The sequence below is a fragment of the Streptomyces sp. NPDC087215 genome, from assembly GCF_044744885.1.
Lineage (GTDB): Bacteria > Actinomycetota > Actinomycetes > Streptomycetales > Streptomycetaceae > Streptomyces.
The window spans coordinates 115,229-130,730 of record NZ_JBIUZD010000013.1 but is presented as its reverse complement, the minus strand read 5'-3'; the positions used below and the strand labels follow the sequence as shown (position 1 = coordinate 130,730).

Annotated in this window: 13 protein-coding genes; 12 read left to right on the top strand and 1 reads right to left on the bottom strand. The window is 72.9% G+C overall.

Going from position 1 to position 15,502, the window contains the following annotated elements:
- Nucleotides 1-403: 403 nt before the first annotated feature.
- The 6 genes from ACIO92_RS27195 to ftsH all read left to right on the top strand — a co-directional run bounded on the left by ACIO92_RS27195 (nt 404) and on the right by ftsH (nt 10,568).
- Nucleotides 404-1,882, top strand: coding sequence for a hypothetical protein (locus tag ACIO92_RS27195; protein WP_366443932.1), 1,479 nt, complete (start codon nt 404-406; stop codon nt 1,880-1,882).
- A 397-nt stretch (nt 1,883-2,279) separates the two neighbouring features.
- Nucleotides 2,280-3,626: an ammonium transporter gene (locus ACIO92_RS27190; RefSeq protein WP_401241342.1), complete on the top strand. Its 1,347-nt coding sequence runs from the start codon at nt 2,280-2,282 to the stop codon at nt 3,624-3,626.
- Complete coding sequence (locus ACIO92_RS27185; protein ID WP_015036464.1) at nt 3,623-3,961, top strand: P-II family nitrogen regulator; 339 nt, start codon at nt 3,623-3,625, stop codon at nt 3,959-3,961. The genes ACIO92_RS27190 and ACIO92_RS27185 overlap by 4 nt, the downstream gene beginning before the upstream one ends.
- 73 nt (nt 3,962-4,034) lie before the next feature.
- Nucleotides 4,035-6,482 carry a [protein-PII] uridylyltransferase gene (locus ACIO92_RS27180; RefSeq protein ID WP_366443934.1) on the top strand — a complete coding sequence of 816 codons (2,448 nt, stop codon included), beginning with the start codon at nt 4,035-4,037 and terminating at the stop codon, nt 6,480-6,482.
- Nucleotides 6,483-6,581: 99 nt separating this feature from the next.
- Nucleotides 6,582-8,135 (top strand): signal recognition particle protein, encoded by a 1,554-nt coding sequence (gene ffh, locus ACIO92_RS27175; protein ID WP_366443935.1) that lies wholly within the window; start codon nt 6,582-6,584, stop codon nt 8,133-8,135.
- A gap of 504 nt (nt 8,136-8,639) precedes the next feature.
- Entirely contained in the window at nt 8,640-10,568 is a 1,929-nt protein-coding gene (gene ftsH, locus ACIO92_RS27170; protein WP_366443936.1) for an ATP-dependent zinc metalloprotease FtsH, read from the top strand.
- Nucleotides 10,569-10,836: 268 nt separating this feature from the next.
- Here ftsH and ACIO92_RS27165 read toward each other — a convergent pair whose 3' ends face one another.
- Nucleotides 10,837-11,562, bottom strand: coding sequence for a methyltransferase domain-containing protein (locus ACIO92_RS27165; RefSeq protein WP_366443937.1), 726 nt, complete (start codon nt 11,560-11,562; stop codon nt 10,837-10,839).
- 406 nt (nt 11,563-11,968) lie between these two features.
- Between ACIO92_RS27165 and ACIO92_RS27160 the strand changes: the two genes are divergently transcribed.
- The 6 genes from ACIO92_RS27160 (at nt 11,969) to rplS (ending at nt 15,453) form a co-directional block, all read left to right on the top strand.
- Nucleotides 11,969-12,562, top strand: a complete 594-nt coding sequence (locus ACIO92_RS27160) for a hypothetical protein (protein WP_351787236.1) — start codon at nt 11,969-11,971, stop codon at nt 12,560-12,562.
- Nucleotides 12,563-12,717: 155 nt separating this feature from the next.
- Complete coding sequence (gene rpsP, locus ACIO92_RS27155) at nt 12,718-13,161, top strand: 30S ribosomal protein S16 (RefSeq protein WP_366443938.1); 444 nt, start codon at nt 12,718-12,720, stop codon at nt 13,159-13,161.
- A 2-nt stretch (nt 13,162-13,163) separates the two neighbouring features.
- Nucleotides 13,164-13,403, top strand: a complete 240-nt coding sequence (locus tag ACIO92_RS27150) for an RNA-binding protein (protein ID WP_014153811.1) — start codon at nt 13,164-13,166, stop codon at nt 13,401-13,403.
- Between the two features lie 121 nt (nt 13,404-13,524).
- Nucleotides 13,525-14,154, top strand: coding sequence for a ribosome maturation factor RimM (rimM, locus tag ACIO92_RS27145; protein ID WP_366443939.1), 630 nt, complete (start codon nt 13,525-13,527; stop codon nt 14,152-14,154).
- Entirely contained in the window at nt 14,151-14,972 is an 822-nt protein-coding gene (trmD, locus tag ACIO92_RS27140) for a tRNA (guanosine(37)-N1)-methyltransferase TrmD (protein WP_366443940.1), read from the top strand. The genes rimM and trmD overlap by 4 nt, the downstream gene beginning before the upstream one ends.
- 130 nt (nt 14,973-15,102) lie before the next feature.
- Complete coding sequence (gene rplS, locus ACIO92_RS27135; protein ID WP_053644504.1) at nt 15,103-15,453, top strand: 50S ribosomal protein L19; 351 nt, start codon at nt 15,103-15,105, stop codon at nt 15,451-15,453.
- Nucleotides 15,454-15,502 lie beyond the last annotated feature (49 nt).

Here is a 15,502-nt window from a genome sequence, read left to right as displayed (position 1 = left end):
GCGCCGGTGGTTACGACCCGGAGCGCCGCCATCACCCTTCGTCACGATCCGTGACCGAACCCGGCGCGTTGTCGTGTGCGGGGTGGTGCGGACCGGTGCGCGCGCCTCTCCGCGCATCCGTCCGCCGTCTCCGGTTCGTCGCATGTCAAGTGAATCGCGTTCCACGGGCGGCGAGTTCATTCGAAGGGGTGGCGAATGGTGGCGTTTCTCGAATCGCCCTCGTGGGGAGGTGATCGTAGGGTTACTTTCGGTACGCGACCCTCCGGAACACATGCGCGCGCGGGTATGCCGGAGGCAACCCGGTTTCCAGTTCGAGGGAGTACGAACGCCGGACGGCTGCCGTGCGACACGGCATTCTGGTAAGGGTTCGCACGACAGGCAATCAGGTGATGGGGGCGTTCCAGTGGGCGGCAACGGCGGCGCGGACGGTTCGACTGCCGGGAAGCGCCCGAACGAGCAACTCGGTTCGTGGTTCGTCCGCAGCGGCTGGTCCAAGGGCGAACTCGCGCGGCAGGTGAACCGCAGGGCGCGCCAGATGGGCGCGCACCACATCTCCACCGACACCTCCCGCGTCCGCCGCTGGCTCGACGGCGAGCAGCCCCGCGAACCCATCCCGCGCATCCTCTCCGAGCTGTTCTCCGAACGCTTCGGATCCGTCGTCGCCGTCGAGGACCTGGGCCTGCGCACCGCCCACCAGTCGCCCTCCGTCTCCGGCGTCGACCTGCCCTGGGCCGGCCCCCAGACCGTCTCCCTGCTCAGCGACTTCTCCCGCAGCGACCTGATGCTCGCCCGCCGGGGCTTCCTCGGCTCCTCCCTCTCGCTCGCCGCCGGACCCGCCCTCATCGAACCGATGCAGCGCTGGCTCGTCCCCACCCCCGGCGCCGACACCGGGCGCCCCGACCCGGGCACCGACGCCCGCCGCCCCAACCGGCTCTCCGAGATCGAACTCGACCTCCTGGAGTCCACCACCGCCATGTTCCGCAAGTGGGACGCCCAGTGCGGCGGCGGACTGCGCCGCAAGGCCGTCGTCGGCCAGCTCCACGAGGTCACCGACCTCCTCCAGGAACCCCAGCCCGCCGCCACCGCCAAGCGGCTCTTCACCTGCGCCGCCGAACTCGCCGAACTCGCCGGCTGGATGAGTTACGACGTGGGCCTCCAGCCCACCGCCCAGAAGTACTTCGTGCTCGCCCTGCACGCCGCCAAGGAAGCGGGCGACAAACCCCTCGGCTCGTACATCCTGTCCTCGATGAGCCGCCAGATGATCCACCTCGGCCGCCCCGACGACGCCCTCGAACTCATCCACCTCGCCCAGTACGGCAGCCGGGACTGCGCCACCCCCCGCACCCAGGCCATGCTGTATGCGATGGAGGCCCGCGCCTACGCCAACATGGGCCAGCCCTCCAAGTGCAAACGGGCCGTCCGGATGGCCGAGGACACCTTCGCCGACGTGGGCCTCGACGGCGAGCCCGAGCCCGACTGGATCCGCTTCTTCTCCGAGGCCGAACTCAACGGCGAGAACTCCCACTCCTACCGCGACCTCGCCTATGTCGCCGGACGCTCCCCGACCTACGCCTCCCTCGCCGAACCCGTCATGGAACGGGCCGTCGAACTCTTCGGCAAGGACTCCGACCACCAGCGGTCCTACGCCCTCAACCTCATCGGCATGGCCACCGTCCACCTCCTCAAGCGGGAACCGGAACAGTCCGTCGTCCTCGCCGAGAAGGCCCTCGGCGTCGCCCGCAGCATCCGCTCCGAACGCGTCAACACCAGGCTCCGCAAGACCGTCGACCACGCCGCCCGCAACTACAGCGACATCGCCGAGGTCGTCCAGCTCACCGACCGGCTCACCCAGCTGCTCCCGGAGTCCGCCGAAGCCGTCTGAGCCCACCGGCCCCACCGGCCACCCCAGACCCCGGCCGCGCCGGACGTCCCGTACCGCCCGACTCGGCTCCCCCGCCGCGAGGTCACACGGACGCCGACGCGGCCGGTCCACGTCCCGGCCCGACGCTCCGCCCCCGGCCCTCCCGGCCCCTCGCCCCGGTCCTCCCGGCGCCCCCACCGTCCCGGTCCGCCCGCCGTGCCCACCGCGCCCGCGCCTCCGGGCGTTCACCGCCGCGTAACACTCCCCGCCCCTTCGTCACGGCTCCGAAACACCCTGCGGCATCGACGGAAACGGCGCTGCGCCAACCTCTGGCGCATATAACCGGCCACTCCGCGCGGCCGGGCCGCCCCCCACCGGCCCGCGCCGCCCCGGCCGCACCGACGACGAGGAGACGCCGATGGCACCAGCCGTCACGACCCTGGCAGCAGAAGCCCCGGGGCTGTCCGCCGCCAACACCGGGTTCATGCTCATCTGCTCCGCCCTGGTCATGCTGATGACCCCGGCACTCGCCTTCTTCTACGGAGGCATGGTCCGCGTCAAATCGACCCTCAACATGCTGATGATGAGCTTCATCAGCCTGGGGATCGTCACGATCCTCTGGGTCCTCTTCGGCTTCAGCGTCGCCTTCGGCACCGACATCGGCTCCCTCGTCGGCTGGTCCTCCGACTACGTGGGACTCAGCGGCATCGGCATCACCGAACTCTGGGACGGCTACACCATCCCGGTGTACGTCTTCGCCGTCTTCCAGCTGATGTTCGCGGTCATCACCCCCGCCCTCATCAGCGGCGCCCTCGCCGACCGCGTCAAGTTCACCGCCTGGGCCCTCTTCGTCACCCTCTGGGCCACGATCGTGTACTTCCCCGTCGCCCACTGGGTCTGGGGCGCGGGCGGCTGGCTCTTCGAGATGGGCGTCATCGACTTCGCGGGCGGCACCGCCGTCCACATCAACGCGGGCGCAGCCGCCCTCGGCGTCATCCTCGTCATCGGCAAGCGCGTCGGCTTCAAGAAGGACCCGATGCGCCCGCACAGCCTCCCCCTCGTCATGCTCGGCGCCGGTCTCCTCTGGTTCGGCTGGTTCGGCTTCAACGCGGGCTCCTGGCTCGGCAACGACGACGGCGTCGGCGCCGTCATGTTCGTCAACACCCAGGTCGCCACCGCCGCCGCCATGCTCGCCTGGCTCGCCTACGAGAAGATCCGCCACGGCGCCTTCACCACCCTCGGCGCCGCCTCCGGCGCCGTCGCGGGCCTCGTCGCCATCACCCCGGCCGGCGGCTCCGTCAGCCCCCTCGGCGCGATCGCCGTCGGCGCGATCGCCGGACTCGCCTGCGCCCTGGCCGTCGGCCTCAAGTACCGGTTCGGCTACGACGACTCCCTCGACGTCGTCGGCGTCCACCTCGTCGGCGGTGTCATCGGCTCCCTCCTCGTCGGCCTCTTCGCCACCGGCGGCGTCCAGTCCGACGCCAAGGGCCTCTTCTACGGCGGCGGCCTCGAACAGCTCGGCAAGCAGGCCGTCGGCGTCGCCGCGGTCCTCGCCTATTCCCTGGTCGCCTCCGCGCTCCTCGCCCTGGTCATCGACAGGACGATGGGGATGCGGGTCCCCGAGGACGACGAGGTCTCCGGCATCGACCAGGTCGAGCACGCCGAGACCGCGTACGACTTCAGCGGCGCGGGCGGCGGAGCCTCCTCCCGCTCCACCGCCCCCGCCGCCCCGGCCGTCACGCAGAACAAGAAGGTGGACGCATGAAGCTCATCACCGCGGTAGTGAAGCCGCACCGGCTCGACGAGATCAAGGAGGCCCTCCAGGCGTTCGGCGTCCACGGCCTCACCGTCACCGAAGCCAGCGGCTACGGCCGCCAGCGCGGCCACACCGAGGTCTACCGGGGCGCCGAGTACACCGTCGACCTCGTCCCCAAGATCCGCATCGAGGTCCTCGTCGAGGACGAGGACGCCGAACAGCTCATCGACGTCGTCGTCAAGGCCGCCAGGACCGGCAAGATCGGCGACGGCAAGGTGTGGAGCGTCCCGGTCGAGACCGCCGTACGGGTCCGCACCGGCGAACGCGGCCCGGACGCCCTGTAGGGCATCCCCGGAAAGAACCGCCCGGGACACCACCTTCCGGGCGGGCCCCCACTCCACCCGAAGGAGCCGCCGGATGATCACCCCCCACACCAGCGACGACACCGAACCCACGGCACCCGACGGCTACGCGGCGGCCCGGCTGCTCCTCCTCCACGAGAAGGAGCGGTCCGGGCCGCCGCGCCGCGCCGCCCTCGCCCGCCTCACCGACGACTGGCTGGCCGGACTCCTCGCCGCCGCCGCGCCACCCCGGGGAACCGCCCTCGTCGCCGTCGGCGGCTACGGTCGCGCCGAACTCTCCCCCCGCAGCGACCTCGACCTCCTCCTGCTCCACGACGGCAGCGCCGACCGGGCCGCGCTCGCCGCCCTCGCCGACCGCCTCTGGTACCCCGTCTGGGACCTCGGCATCGCCCTCGACCACTCCGTCCGCACCCCCGCCGAGGCCCGCGCCGCCGCCACCGACGACCTCAAGGTCCACCTCGGCCTCCTCGACGCCCGTACCGTCGCCGGGGACCACGGACTCGTCGCCGCCCTGCGCACCACCGTCCTCGCCGACTGGCGCAACCAGGCCCCCCGCCGCCTCCCCGAGCTCGACGCCCTCTGCCGCGAACGCGCCGAACGCGCCGGAGAACTCGCGCACCTCCTCGAACCCGACCTCAAGGAGGCCCGGGGCGGCCTCCGCGACGCCCAGGCCCTCCGCGCCGTCGCCGCCTCCTGGCTCGCCGACGCCCCCCGCGAGGGCCTCGACACCGCCCGCCGCCGCCTCCTCGACGCCCGCGACGCCCTCCACCTCACCACCGGCCGCGCCACCGACCGGCTCGCCCTCCAGGAACAGGACGCCGTCGCCGGGGAACTCGGCCTCCTCGACGCCGACACCCTGCTCCGCGAGGTCTACGAGGCCGCCCGGACCATCTCGTACGCCTCCGACGTCACCTGGCGCGAGGTCCACCGCGTCCTCAAGGCCCGCTCCGCCCGGCCCCGCCTCCGGGCCCTCCTCGGCGCCCGCGCCCCCGGCAGGCCCCCCGCCGCCCGCACCCCGCTCGCCGAAGGCGTCGTCGAGATGGACGGCGAGGCCGGTCTCGCCAGGACCGCCCGCCCCGAACGCGACCCCGTCCTCACCCTGCGCGCCGCCGCCGCGGCCGCCCAGTCCGCCCTGCCCCTCTCCCCGCACGCCGTCCGCCACCTCGCCGCCCACGCCGCCCCCCTCCCCGTGCCCTGGCCCGCCGAGGCCCGCGAGGAACTCGTCACCCTCCTCGGCGCGGGCGGGGCCACCGTCCCCGTCTGGGAGGCCCTCGAAGCCGAAGGGCTCGTCACCCGCCTCCTGCCCGACTGGGAACGCGTCCGCTGCCGCCCCCAGCGCAACCCCGTCCACACCTGGACCGTCGACCGCCACCTCGTCGAGACCGCCGTCCGCGCCTCCTCCCTCACCCGCCGCGTCGGCCGCCCCGACCTCCTCCTCGTCGCCGCCCTCCTCCACGACATCGGCAAGGGCTGGCCCGGCGACCACTCCGTCGCGGGCGAGACCATCACCCGCGACCTCGCCGCCCGCATCGGCTTCGACCGCGCCGACACCGCCACCCTCGCCACCGTCGTCCGCCACCACCTGCTCCTGATCGAGACCGCCACCCGACGCGACCTCGACGACCCCGCCACCGTCCACGCCGTCGCCACCGCCGTCGGCACCGTCGGCACCCTGGAACTCCTGCACGCCCTCACCGAGGCCGACGCCCTCGCCACCGGCCCCGCCGCCTGGTCCGCCTGGCGCGCCCAACTCGTCGACGACCTGGTCAAACGGGTCACCGGAGTCCTCGCGGGCGAACAGCCGCCCGACCCCGAGGCCGCCGCCCCCGGCGCCGACCAGGAACGCCTCGCCGTCGAGGCCCTGCGCACCGGCGAACCCGTCCTCACCCTGCGCGCCCGCGCCGAACAGCCCCTCGACCCCGACACCCCCGAACCCGTCGGCGTCGAACTCCTCATCGCCGTCCCCGACCGGCCCGGCGTCCTGCCCGCCGTCGCCGGGGTCCTCGCCCTCCACCGGCTCACCGTCCGCGCCGCCGACCTGCGGGCCGTCGCCCTCCCCGGGGAGCTCGGCACCGGCACCGTCCTCGTCCTCGACTGGCGGGTCGCCGCCGAGTACGGCTCCCTGCCCGAGGCCGCCCGGCTCCGCGCCGACCTCGTCCGCGCCCTCGACGGCACCCTCGACATCACCGCCCGCCTCGCCGAACGCGAGGCGGCCCACCCCCGCCGCCGGGGCCTCGCCGCCCCGCCGCCCCGGGTCACCGTCGCCGCCGCGGGCTCCCGCCTCGCCACCGTCATCGAGGTCCGCGCCCAGGACGCCCCCGGCCTCCTCCACCGCGTCGGCCGCGCCCTGGAGGGAGCGGCGGTACGGGTCCGCAGCGCCCATGTCTCGACCCTCGGCGCCAACGCCGTGGACACCCTGTACGTGACCCGTCCCGACGGCACCCCGCTCCCCGACGAGGAGGCGATCGACCTGGCCCGCGCCCTGGAGACGGCACTGCGCTGAGGGTCCCGCCGGACCGGTCCGACCGTAGCGGGCCGCCCCGCCCCCGGGCCGGATACCCTGGGGGCGACCATCCGCCCCGACCCGAGGACCGCGACCACCGTGTTCGATACGCTTTCCGACCGCCTCAGCGCGACTTTCAAGTCCCTCCGGGGCAAGGGCCGCCTCACCGAGCAGGACATCGACAGCGCGGCCCGGGAAATCCGTATCGCCCTCCTCGAGGCCGATGTCGCCCTGCCGGTCGTCCGCGCGTTCATCTCCCGGGTCAAGGAGCGGGCCCTCGGCGCCGAGGTCTCCAAGGCGCTGAACCCCAGCCAGCAGGTCATCAAGATCGTCAACGAGGAGCTCGTGGCCATCCTCGGCGGCGAGACCCGGCGGCTGCGGTTCGCCAAGACCGCGCCCACGGTGATCATGCTCGCCGGTCTCCAGGGCGCCGGTAAGACCACCCTCGCCGGAAAGCTCGGCCTCTGGCTCAAGAGCCAGGGCCACTCCCCGCTGCTCGTCGCCTGCGACCTCCAGCGCCCGAACGCCGTCACCCAGCTCTCGGTCGTCGCCGACCGCGCGGGCGTGGCCTTCTACGGCCCCCAGCCGGGCAACGGCGTCGGCGACCCGGTCCAGGTCGCGAAGGACTCCATCGAGCACGCGCGGACCAAGATGTACGACGTCGTGGTCGTCGACACCGCCGGCCGCCTCGGCATCGACCAGGAGCTGATGCGGCAGGCCGCGGACATCCGCGACGCCGTCAGCCCCGACGAGGTCCTCTTCGTCGTCGACGCCATGATCGGCCAGGACGCGGTCAACACCGCCGAGGCCTTCCGCGACGGCGTCGGCTTCGACGGCGTGGTGCTCTCCAAGCTCGACGGCGACGCCCGCGGCGGTGCCGCGCTCTCCATCGCGCACGTCACCGGCAAGCAGATCATGTTCGCCTCCAACGGCGAGAAGCTGGACGAGTTCGACGCGTTCCACCCGGACCGCATGGCGTCCCGCATCCTCGGCATGGGCGACATGCTCTCCCTCATCGAGAAGGCGCAGCAGACCTTCGACGAGGAAGAGGCCGCCAAGATGGCCTCGAAGCTCGCCTCGAAGCAGGGCCAGGAGTTCACGCTCGACGACTTCCTGGCGCAGATGGAGCAGGTCCGCAAGATGGGCTCCATCTCCAAGCTCCTCGGGATGCTGCCCGGCATGGGTCAGATGAAGGAGCAGATCGCCAACATCGACGAGCGGGACGTCGACCGCACCGCCGCCGTCATCAAGTCGATGACCCCGGCCGAGCGCCAGGACCCGACGATCATCAACGGCTCCCGCCGCGCCCGTATCGCCAAGGGTTCCGGCGTCGAGGTCAGCGCGGTCAAGAGCCTGGTCGAGCGGTTCTTCGAGGCCCGCAAGATGATGTCCCGGATGGCGCAGGGCGGCGGCCTCCCCGGTATGCCGGGGATGCCCGGCATGGGCGGCGGGCCCGGTCGGCAGAAGAAGCAGATCAAGCAGGCCAAGGGCAAGCGCAAGAGCGGCAACCCGATGAAGCGCAAGGCGGAGGAGCAGGCGGCGGCCGACCGCCGCGAGCAGGCGCAGCAGGGCGGCGCGTTCGGCCTCCCGGCGGCCGGGCAGGCTCCGCAGGACTTCGAGCTGCCGGACGAGTTCAAGAAGTTCATGCAGTGACCCGTGCGGCCCGGGGGACCGGGCCGCGAGGTCATGAGGCGCGATGAGGCCGTGAGGCCCTGAGCGGGAGGGGCCCGGGACGGTACGGAACCGTCGCGGGCCCCTCTTCGCCGTCCGGGGCAGGTCGGGGCCGCTCGGGGGACGGGGACGGGGACGGTAAGGGCCGCTCCGGGTACGGGGCCGCCTCCGGGCCCCTCCTCGCCCGTGCGCGACCGTGCGCGACCGCTCCGGGCCGCTTCCCGCCCACGAAGCCCGGTCGGCCGCACCGCGGGGCCCGGCGCCGCGACGGTCTTCGCGCCCGCCCTACGCGCCCCGGCGGCGCCCCCCGCCTCACCCGGACCCGGCCCCGAACCCGGCCCGGACCCGCCTCGGACCCGCCTCGGACCAGCCCCGGAACCCCTCTGGAACCGTCCCCGGCCCGCCGTCACCCCTCGGGACCGTCCGCCGTGCCGCCCGCCGCCCGCTCTTCGATACTGGGGCCACTGCCGCCCCGAGGAGAGCCACGTGGCCAACCCCGTACCCCCGCGCGACCGGACCGACCAGCCCTGGCGCTCGGAAGGGGCACCGCCGCCCCCGCCGCCCAAGCGCCGGATGCCGGGCGGCTGGCGCAGCCTGGTGCTCACCGCGCTCGTGGTCTATCTGCTCGCCAACATCGTCCTGTCGTTCTTCAACGAGGGCGGCGGGCCGACGATCTCGTACACCGAGTTCGACAAGCAGGTGGCCGCCGGGAACGTCTCCAAGATCTACTCCAAGGGCGACGCGATCCAGGGAGAGCTGAAGAACAAGCAGCCCGTCCCCGACGGCAAGGGCGACTACACCAAGTTCCAGACCCAGCGCCCGGCCTTCGCCGACGACAACCTCTGGGCCCAGCTGACCCAGCAGAAGGTCACCGTCACCGCCGAGCCCGTCGTCCAGGAGCGCAGCTTCCTCGCCAACCTCCTCATCTCCCTCGCCCCGATGCTGCTGCTCGTCGTGCTGTGGGTGTTCATCGCCCGCCGGATGAGCGCGGGCATGGGCGGCGCGGGCGGAATGCTCGGCCGCAAGACCCCGCCCAAACCGGTCGAGCTCGAAGGCGAGCAGCGCACCACCTTCGCCGACGTCGCGGGCATCGACGAGGTCGAGGGCGAGCTCAACGACGTCGTCGACTTCCTCAAGAACCCGCAGGCGTACCGGGAGATGGGCGCCAAGATGCCCCGGGGCGTGCTCCTCGCGGGCCCGCCCGGAACGGGCAAGACGCTGCTCGCCCGCGCGGTCGCGGGCGAGGCGGGGGTGCCGTTCTTCTCCGCCTCCGCGTCCGAGTTCATCGAGATGATCGTCGGTGTCGGCGCCTCCCGGGTGCGCGAACTGTTCGCCGAGGCCCGCAAGGTCGCCCCCGCGATCATCTTCATCGACGAGATCGACACCATCGGCCGGGCCAGGGGCGGCGGTGCCGGCATGGGCGGCCACGACGAGCGCGAGCAGACCCTCAACCAGATCCTCACCGAGATGGACGGCTTCACCGGCTCCGAGGGCGTCATCGTCCTCGCCGCCACCAACCGGGCCGACGTCCTCGACCCGGCCCTCACCCGGCCCGGCCGCTTCGACCGGGTCGTCCACGTCAACCCGCCCGACCGGGGCGGCCGCGAGGCCATCCTGAGGATCCACACCCGCGAGATCCCCCTCGCCGGGGACGTCGACCTGGAGCAGGTGGCCCGCACCACCCCCGGCATGACCGGCGCCGAACTCGCCAACCTCGCCAACGAGGCCGCGCTCCTCGCCGTGAAGCGGCAGCAGAAGGCCGTCACCCAGTCCGACCTGTCCGACGCCCTGGAGAAGGTCCAGCTCGGCGCGGAACGACCGCTCGTCATGCCCGAAGAGGAGCGGCGCAGGACCGCGTACCACGAGAGCGGGCACGCCCTCCTCGGGATGCTCCAGCCCGGCGCCGACCCCGTCCGCAAGATCACCATCGTGCCGCGCGGCCGGGCCCTGGGCGTCACCCTCTCCACCCCGGACGCCGACAAGTACGCCTACACCGAGGAGTACCTGCGCGGCCGGATCATCGGTGCCCTCGGCGGCATGGCGGCCGAGCAGGTCGTCTACGGGGTGGTCACCACCGGCGCGGAGAGCGACCTGGAGCAGGTCACCGGCATCGCCCGGGGCATGGTCGGCCGCTGGGGCATGAGCGAGACCGTCGGCCGGCTGACCGCGATCCCGGCCGACGCCCAGCAGGCCTACGGGCTCTCGGCCGCCCCGGCGACCCTCGACGCCGTCGACGCGGAGATGCGCCGGATCGTCGACGAGTGCTACGAGAGCGCCCTGCGCCAGCTCAGGGAGAACCGGGGCCGCCTGGACGCGCTGGCCGCCGCGCTCCTGGAGAACGAGACCCTGGAGGAGGCCGCCGCCTACCGCGCGGCCGGCATCCCGCGCCTGCGGAAGGAGGACGGCGGGAGCTGAACGAGGAGAGCGCACGGCGGCGGGGGACGACGGGGCGGTACGGCGGCCCCCTCAGGGAGACGCGCGTACGGCCCACGGGCGGGCCGACGGAGTGCGGGGGTACGGCCGCCGGAGACCCGGCGCGGACCCGGGGCGTACGGCCACGGGGATGCGCGGCGCGCGAGGCCGTGGGCGGGCGGCCGGGGCGCACGACCCCGCTGGAGACCCCTCGGGCGGGGCGCGGGCCCGTGAGCGGGCGGAACGCGTACGGCCGTCCACGCCGGTCCGGCTACGCCACGCGCGCCACCACGTACCGGAAGACGTTCGCCATCCACACCGTGCCGTCCGGGCGCACGTACGGGGCCAGGGCCTCCTCGATCTCCTTCTCCACCCGGGACGGGTCCGCCACCCGGACCGCCTCGTCGAACGCGCCCGTCGACAACAGACCCCGCACCGCGCTGGCCCCGCTCGCGTACCCGAAGGGACAGGACACCCGACCCGAACCCGCCGGCCGCAGCCCGGCCGCCGCCGCCAGCCGGTCAGGATCGGCCCCGGCCTCCGGGGCCCGGTCCGCGAGCCGCGCCGCTACCCGCAGCACCCGCTCCGCCGCACACCGCTCGGGCGGCCCCCAGCCCGCGAGGACGACGGTCGTCCCGGGCTGCGCCGTACGGGTGAGCGCCACCAGCTCGGGAAGGAGCCCGGCGGTCGCGTGGAAGGCGGTGACCACGTCGTGGGCCCCGGCCTCCGGCGCCTCCGGGGTCACCGTGACGTCCTTCGGGAGCCGCGCCCTGGCCAGCTCCACGCGCGCGTGGTCCCGGTCGGCGCCGGTGACCCGGGCACCCCGGGCCACCGCCATCAGGAGCGCGAGGCCGGAACCGCAGCCGAGCCCCAGGACCCGGGACCCCGCGCCCACGCCGAGACGTTCGTACACCGCCTCGTAGAGCGGGACGAGCATCCGTTCCTGGATCTCGGCCCAGTCACGCGCGGGGTGGTGCGGGACGAGTGCGGATGTCATGGAGAAGCGCTCCAATCCGTATGCGGACGACTGCCCCCCGTAGTCAGGGAACTGCGCTTCCGGGGCCGCGTCCAGTGCTCGCGCCGGACCGGTTCGCCCGGGGGAGCCGCCGGGACGGGGGCGGTGCGCACCCGCGCGCGGGGACCCGGTAAGGTCCCTGCCACGCTCCCCGCCCGTCCGCCGGGCCCGGGTACGGGGAACCGCCCCTTCAGGGGCGCGCGACCCCCCGCCGCACGCGGGGCGTATGCGCCGCTACGCACCGGCTTGACGCGCCCTGCGCGACTTCTCCACAGATCTGCGCACTGGCCCTCGTCCCGACGCATCAACGGCAACTGACGGGTACGTGCAAAATATTTGGGATGCCCCGGAATGGAACCCGAGGGCGCTTCGGCTCGTTGTAAGCGACGTGAGCACGACACCACCTGTTCTCGCCGCAGAGCTGGCACAGGCGTGGGCCGACATTCAGCGGCACCACCCCGAGCTGCCCGACCTTGCCGCGCCCGAGTCCCTGATCGGAGAGTCCTCGTCCGCCTGCGGCGCCGAGCTCTCCTTCGAACGACTGCTCCATGAGGCAGTCCACGGCATCGCCGCCGCCCGGGGGGTCCGCGACACCTCCCGCGCAGGCCGGTACCACAACCGCAGATTCCTCGCGATCGCCGAGGAGATGGGCCTCGACCACCCCGAGGAGCCGCACGCGAGCAGCGGCTTCTCCCTGGTCACGCTCAACCCCGAGGCCAGGCGCCGCTACCGGCCCACCATCGAGCGGCTCCAGCGCGCCCTCAAGGCGCACACGGTCGCCACGGCGGCCGACACCAAGCGCTCCTTCCGGGGCCCGGCGGCCCGGCACGGCTCCTCCGGCGGCGGCGTGCGCGTCAAGGCCGTCTGCGACTGCGGGCGGAACGTCCGGGTGGTGCCTTCGGTGCTGGCCCAGGCGCCGATCGTCTGCGGCGGCTGCGGCAAGCCGTTCCGCATCCCGGAGGCCGTGGGCGCCGCGAGCTGACCTCGCGGTGTGTGGCACAATGGCTAGCTGTACTCGACAGTCGCACAGGACCCCTCTCTCCTCCGGCTGACGCGTCCATCGGGCATCCGAGTACCGCAACCCCACGTGGCATCTCAAAGTGCCCAACCACGTCAAGACCAGGAGACACCACTCCAGTGGCAGTCAAGATCAAGCTCAAGCGCCTCGGCAAGATTCGCCAGCCGCACTACCGCATCGTCGTCGCCGACTCCCGCACCCGTCGGGACGGTCGCGCGATCGAGGAGATCGGCCTCTACCACCCGACGTACAACCCGTCGCGTATCGAGGTCGACTCCGAGCGTGCGCAGTACTGGCTGTCCGTCGGCGCCCAGCCGACCGAGCCGGTTCTCGCCATCCTCAAGCTCACGGGCGACTGGCAGAAGCACAAGGGCCTCCCGGCCCCGGAGAAGGCCCTGCTCGTCCCGGCCACCAAGGAGGCCAGGCGCGCGTCGTTCGACGAGTTCGCGAAGGCCCTCGAAAGCGGCGACGACAAGGGTGAGGCCATCACCCCGAAGGCCAAGAAGGCCGACAAGAAGGCGGACGAGGCCGAGGCCGCGTCCACCGAGTCGACCGAGGCCTGATCATGCTCGAGGAAGCTCTCGAGCACCTCGTGAAAGGCATCGTCGACAATCCCGACGATGTGCAGGTCGCCTCGCGCGACCTGCGTCGCGGTCGCGTGCTGGAGGTCCGGGTCCACCCGGACGACCTCGGCAAGGTGATCGGCCGCAACGGCCGCACCGCGCGTGCGCTGCGTACGGTCGTGGGCGCCATCGGCGGCCGCGGCATCCGGGTCGACCTCGTCGACGTGGACCAGGTCCGCTGAGCAGGTCGGCAGTATTTCCTTGAGTTGTGCCGGCACGGGCCGGGGAGGGCTGAAGAGCCCGCCCCGGCCCGTTGTCGTACGAGCAGGTCGTACGAGCTGTGTGACAGGAGAGTGTGGAGCAGTGCAGTTGGTAGTCGCGCGGATCGGCCGCGCCCACGGCATCAAGGGCGAGGTCACCGTCGAGGTGCGGACGGACGAGCCCGAGCTGAGGCTCGGCCCCGGTGCCGTACTGCTGACCGAACCGGCGGGCGTCGGGCCGCTGACCATCGAGACCGGCCGGGTGCACAGCGGCCGTCTGTTGCTGCGCTTCGAGGGCGTCCGCGACCGCACCGGCGCCGAGGCCCTGCGCAACACCCTCCTCATCGCCGAGGTCGACCCCACGGCGGTGCCCGAGGAGGAGGACGAGTACTACGACCACCAGCTCATGGACCTCGACGTGGTCCTCGCCGACGGCACCGAGATCGGCCGCATCACCGAGATCTCCCACCTGCCGTCCCAGGACCTCTTCATCGTCGAGTGCCCCGACGGCACCGAGCTGATGATCCCGTTCGTCGGGGAGATCGTCACCGAGATCGACCTGGAGGGCCAGCGGGCCGTCATCGACCCCCCGCCCGGCCTCATCGACGACGCCGCCGAGATCGTCTCCTCCCGCGAGGAGTCCGACGAGCGGCCCGCCGACAGGACCGGTGGCACGACCGGGGCCGAGTCCGGTGGCGAGTCCCGTGACGAGTCCGGTGAGGGCCAGGCATGAGGCTCGACGTCGTCACCATCTTCCCCGAGTACCTGGAACCGCTGAACGTCTCCCTCGTCGGCAAGGCCCGCGCGCGCGGACAGCTCGACGTCCACGTCCACGACCTGCGGGACTGGACGTACGACCGGCACAACACGGTCGACGACACCCCGTACGGCGGCGGACCCGGCATGGTCATGAAGACCGACCCGTGGGGCGACGCGCTCGACCAGACCCTCGCCGACGGCTACGAGGGCGGCGCCCACGGCCCCGTCCTCGTCGTCCCCACCCCCAGCGGCCGCCCCTTCACCCAGGAACTCGCCGTCGAGCTGTCCGAGCGCCCCTGGTTGATCTTCGCCCCGGCCCGCTACGAGGGCATCGACCGGCGCGTCATGGACGAGTACGCGACCCGGATGCCCGTCCACGAGGTCTCCATCGGCGACTACGTCCTCGCGGGCGGGGAGGCCGCCGTCCTCGTCGTCACCGAGGCCGTCGCCCGTCTCCTGCCCGGAGTCCTCGGCAACGCCGAGTCCCACCGGGACGACTCCTTCGCGCCCGGCGCCATGGCCGACCTCCTCGAAGGACCCGTCTACACCAAGCCCCCCGAGTGGCGCGGCCGGGGCATCCCGGACGTCCTCGTCAGCGGCCACCACGGCAGGATCGCCCGCTGGCGCCGCGACGAGGCCTTCCGGCGCACCGCCGCGAACCGGCCCGATCTGATCGAGCGCTGCGACCCCTCGGCCTTCGACAAGAAGGACCGGGAGATCCTCTCGATCCTGGGCTGGGCCCCCGAGCCCGGTGGCCGATTTTGGCGCAGGCTCCACGACGTGGAAGAATAGGCCGCTGTCGTCCGTCCGGCGTGCGCCCCTGCCACAGGGGGAACGACGCCGTCCGAAACGGCCGACACCACATCATCACCTTCGAACGCACCGCTGATGGCCTGTGGCATCAGCGAGGAAAGAGACCTCCATGGCCTCCCTGCTCGACCAGGTCAACGCGGGTTCGCTCCGCTCCGACCTCCCCGCCTTCCGCCCCGGCGACACCGTGAACGTCCACGTGCGCGTCATCGAAGGCAGCCGCTCCCGCATCCAGCAGTTCAAGGGTGTCGTCATCCGCCGTCAGGGCTCGGGCGTCAGCGAGACCTTCACGGTCCGCAAGGTCTCGTTCTCCGTCGGTGTCGAGCGCACCTTCCCGGTCAACAGCCCGATCTTCGAGAAGATCGAGCTCGTGACCCGCGGTGACGTCCGTCGCGCCAAGCTCTACTACCTGCGCGAGCTGCGCGGCAAGGCCGCCAAGATCAAGGAGAAGCGCGACCGCTGAGCCCCGGCTCCCGGCACGCCCTGAGCTTCCGGGGCCCCGCACAGGCAGG

Bases quoted from the DNA above. Each gene is read 5' to 3' on its own strand.
- rplS (WP_053644504.1), top strand. From the start codon at position 15,103: ATGGCCTCCCTGCTCGACCAGGTCAACGCGGGTTCGCTCCGCTCCGAC.
- ACIO92_RS27165 (WP_366443937.1), bottom strand. From the start codon at position 11,562: ATGACATCCGCACTCGTCCCGCACCACCCCGCGCGTGACTGGGCCGAG.
- ACIO92_RS27150 (WP_014153811.1), top strand. From the start codon at position 13,164: ATGCTCGAGGAAGCTCTCGAGCACCTCGTGAAAGGCATCGTCGACAAT.
- ACIO92_RS27190 (WP_401241342.1), top strand. From the start codon at position 2,280: ATGGCACCAGCCGTCACGACCCTGGCAGCAGAAGCCCCGGGGCTGTCC.
- ACIO92_RS27180 (WP_366443934.1), top strand. From the start codon at position 4,035: ATGATCACCCCCCACACCAGCGACGACACCGAACCCACGGCACCCGAC.
- ACIO92_RS27185 (WP_015036464.1), top strand. From the start codon at position 3,623: ATGAAGCTCATCACCGCGGTAGTGAAGCCGCACCGGCTCGACGAGATC.
- trmD (WP_366443940.1), top strand. From the start codon at position 14,151: ATGAGGCTCGACGTCGTCACCATCTTCCCCGAGTACCTGGAACCGCTG.